Origin of the sequence: Bradyrhizobium sp. 153 (assembly GCF_023073835.1) — a bacterium.
Taxonomy (GTDB): Bacteria; Pseudomonadota; Alphaproteobacteria; order Rhizobiales; family Xanthobacteraceae; genus Bradyrhizobium.
The window spans coordinates 1-2,985 of sequence record NZ_JADPKH010000010.1; the positions used below are offsets into that span (position 1 = coordinate 1).

Below are 2,985 nucleotides of genomic sequence, written 5' to 3' on the forward strand. Positions count from 1 at the left end.
TCACCGGGCGAGATCAAATCGGAAAGGTGGGCGACATCGTCTCGGAATCCCCGAGCGACTTCATATCGGTACACCCGGGCGACTTCGTCGGAATCCGCAACCAGCAGCATCGATGGAACAGAAATGCGGACCGGGCAAAGCGCCCGGCAGAACAAGTACCAAAGGACATTGGGCGCCAGACATGCCGGAATATCCGGCGGAAAAGACGATGCTATCGTCCTGGAAGGACTGCGGGGCGAGGAGAATATCTTTAGAGCTCAGCCGGCGCGAGGTATTGCCGCCTCCATGTACTATGGCGGGTCGCAGGAGTTCCTCGAGACACGATAGACATCGCCTAGCGGGCGATACGGCGTGTGCGGCAACTTCTGGCGCGGTGAAGGATCTGCGTCGTGAGATGACGGCGCCGAAAGAAATGTGGCTGACCTTACGCTGGAGAACCGGTCGCTCAAAAACGTGAACGGGGATGGGGAGAACGAGGCATGAGATCTCCTGTGCCCGAGGAAAACCGAATCATCTGGCTGGTGGAGCAATCGCATTTCTGGCCGGGCGGGACAGGCTTGGTATCCCACGCGCCACATTCTATCACTGGTATGAGGGTTACCGGAGGCGGCAGCGACACGATGACCGATCATCGATCTCCGGAGCGGGTCTCGGCGAAGTCGAGGACTGGCTGCCAGACGTCGCTTTTAGAATGGACCCCGAGGACGGCCTCATCTGGTCTTCGATCTCGTGACCACGACCTCATGGCGTTCACCGACTACGGCAAACCTGGTGGAGCTCATCAGGATACACAAGGAAATCCTGAACTCCTCAAGCGGCGAAATCGGTGGGTTCACTGTCCGCCCCAGGTGAGGTTTGCGGCAGTTGCGAAAATGATGTGAGCGGCTTGGGCGGCAAGTACAAAGCTCGTGCGTGAGGAGTGTTATTTCTTTCTGCTACGTGGGGGTACGGGCTTTCGACCCTTACGCAACGGCTTGGGAGCCGTCGCCCCTTTGGGTGGCTGAAGAAAGAATTCAGACAAATGAACCCCAAGCGTTTCCGCGAGACGGTCGAGAAGATCGATTGTCGGGTTCTCCGATTGCTGCTCGATACCGCCCATATAGGAGCGGTCGATCTTGGCATCGTATGCCAATCGCTCTTGCGAAACACCGCGATCTACGCGGATCCGGCGCACATTCCAGGCGACAAGCGCACGAGCTTTCATGCGCTAAAGCAGCCATTCCGACGGCCATCAAACCACTGGCTATAACCATACTATTGCGGTACGTTCGCCCAAAAATGCAGATGAGCAGAGTCCGCGCGTAATCCGAATGAAGGAGCGGTACTGAATTCAGATGGCGCGCCGAATCAGCCTGTGCTGACGAGCTACGACGAGCTGCGTCCCATTTCGGCCTCTTGATTCGAAAGGCTGGACGACAGTTCTGCTGATCGAGCGGAACGGACTGCGATCAAATGCATTCGGACGATGGTCGGAGCGAACGAATTGAAGGGAACGACGGCAGTCACCGCTCTTAGGTATTCATTGACTTTGGCAAGAATGCTCCCACAGGCCGCGACAATCGGCTCTCTACGAAGAGGTTCTGAATACGGCTACCGTCCCTAAAATCGAGGCTTCTCAATCTGGTAGGACTTTCAGGCTGTGCCGTCCGATCCCAAGATCGCAGATTTCGCGCCTAACGCGCCGCAGCTCACGCCCTATGACGAGCAACATGCCGTCACGTATATGCGTCTGCTGGATGCCGAGGCCGATAACGCTGATTGGCGAGAAGTTGCGCGCATTGTGCTTGGTATTGATGCCACCCTGGATCCGGATCGCGCCCGACGTATCTTTGAAAGCCATCTGGCTCGCGCCAAGTGGGCGGCACGTCATGGCTTTCGGCAGCTCCTGCAGCGCGGTTGGCCGAAGAGTGAGGAATAAGTGCGTTCGAAACGGACGTCACTTCTGGTGATGACCGATCGCAAAATTAGATCGTCATATCGCGCAAACTGCATCAATCGCGAAGACCTGCATTGGGTCAACCAGAAATAGTCACATTCGTCGGGCTGCAATTCCCTGCATGTGCGTTATCAACATACGGGGAAAGTGGTGCGATGCCAGGTGCTGACTGGAGATCAGAGAAGGCCTATCCCGATGCCAACAAAGCAGGGGCCGCGGACATAGCTTGGGAGTGGCTACGCCGCAACGGCGAGTACCAACGAGACTATTTGGCTCTCGCCATGAGCGAACGATCCGACGCGATGCCGGACCATTTCCGGCAGCAGTGGGGACTGTCTTTTCGCAGCTGATCCGCAAAAGACCTTCGACCAACAAGCCATTTTCTGGGCGCCCGAGGTGCTCGCGACCGTGCTGCCCTTGCGCGCGGCTGTCCGCTCGGCAGCGTCGTACGATCTGGATTTCAGAAAACTGGCGGGTAGCGAGCTTCGCCATGCGCCGGATGGATGGCATGCCATCGTGGCGCTCGGAGGAGCAAAGCATCGCCTCTGGCTAACAGAACTTTCACCGAGCGGCTCATCGCTTGCCGTCGACCTGCCGTTCGACGGCAGTTTCGAGGTTCGTTTGCGGGCAGCACATCGTTTTTGGCTGGCGCTCGAACGGCGCCCCATCGGACCACCGCCTCTGACGCTGCCAATCTTGACCCGCCAGCGGCTCATCCTCGCCTTGCGTGCGGTCGATGGGTCGTCGGAGGGACACAGCTATCGCGAAATCGCGCAAGGCTTGTTCGGCAAGCATCGCATTCCCGATCGCGGCTGGAAAACGCACGATCTGCGCAGCCGGACCATTCGCCTGGTCAAGACCGGGCTGCTTCTGGTGCGAGGCGGCTATCGCGCCTTGCTCCGTCGCAAGCGTAAAGGCGAGGGCGACCCGTCCTGAGCTTTGGCTGATCGGCTAAAGCGTGATGGCATTAAGTTCGATAGCCTGAATTTTTGAGGTAATTGGCGCATTCGTCGGCGGTGAAGGCATCGAGTGCGTGGCCGATTGCGGCG

3 protein-coding genes and 1 pseudogene are annotated in these 2,985 nt (G+C 58.1%); 3 read left to right on the forward strand and 1 reads right to left on the reverse strand.

Annotated elements, in window-relative coordinates; all coding sequences use genetic code 11:
• Positions 1-92: 92 nt before the first annotated feature.
• Positions 93-607 (forward strand): annotated as a pseudogene (locus IVA91_RS02400) (IS3 family transposase); the annotation flags it as partial.
• A 315-nt stretch (positions 608-922) separates the two neighbouring features.
• Here the strand turns inward: IVA91_RS02400 and IVA91_RS02405 are convergent.
• Positions 923-1,204, reverse strand: a complete 282-nt coding sequence (locus IVA91_RS02405; RefSeq protein ID WP_247458312.1) for a helix-turn-helix transcriptional regulator — start codon at positions 1,202-1,204, stop codon at positions 923-925.
• 435 nt (positions 1,205-1,639) lie between these two features.
• Between IVA91_RS02405 and IVA91_RS02410 the strand changes: the two genes are divergently transcribed.
• Positions 1,640-1,918 carry a DUF2285 domain-containing protein gene (locus IVA91_RS02410; protein WP_247296149.1) on the forward strand — a complete coding sequence of 93 codons (279 nt, stop codon included), beginning with the start codon at positions 1,640-1,642 and terminating at the stop codon, positions 1,916-1,918.
• A gap of 414 nt (positions 1,919-2,332) precedes the next feature.
• The gene (locus tag IVA91_RS02415; protein WP_247458315.1) at positions 2,333-2,872 is read left to right on the forward strand and encodes a DUF2285 domain-containing protein; all 540 of its coding nucleotides are present in this window, start codon (positions 2,333-2,335) and stop codon (positions 2,870-2,872) included.
• The last annotated feature ends 113 nt before the right edge of the window (positions 2,873-2,985 follow it).

Coding starts and splice junctions, on each gene's coding strand:
- IVA91_RS02405 (WP_247458312.1), bottom strand. CDS start 1,204: ATGAAAGCTCGTGCGCTTGTCGCCTGGAATGTGCGCCGGATCCGCGTA.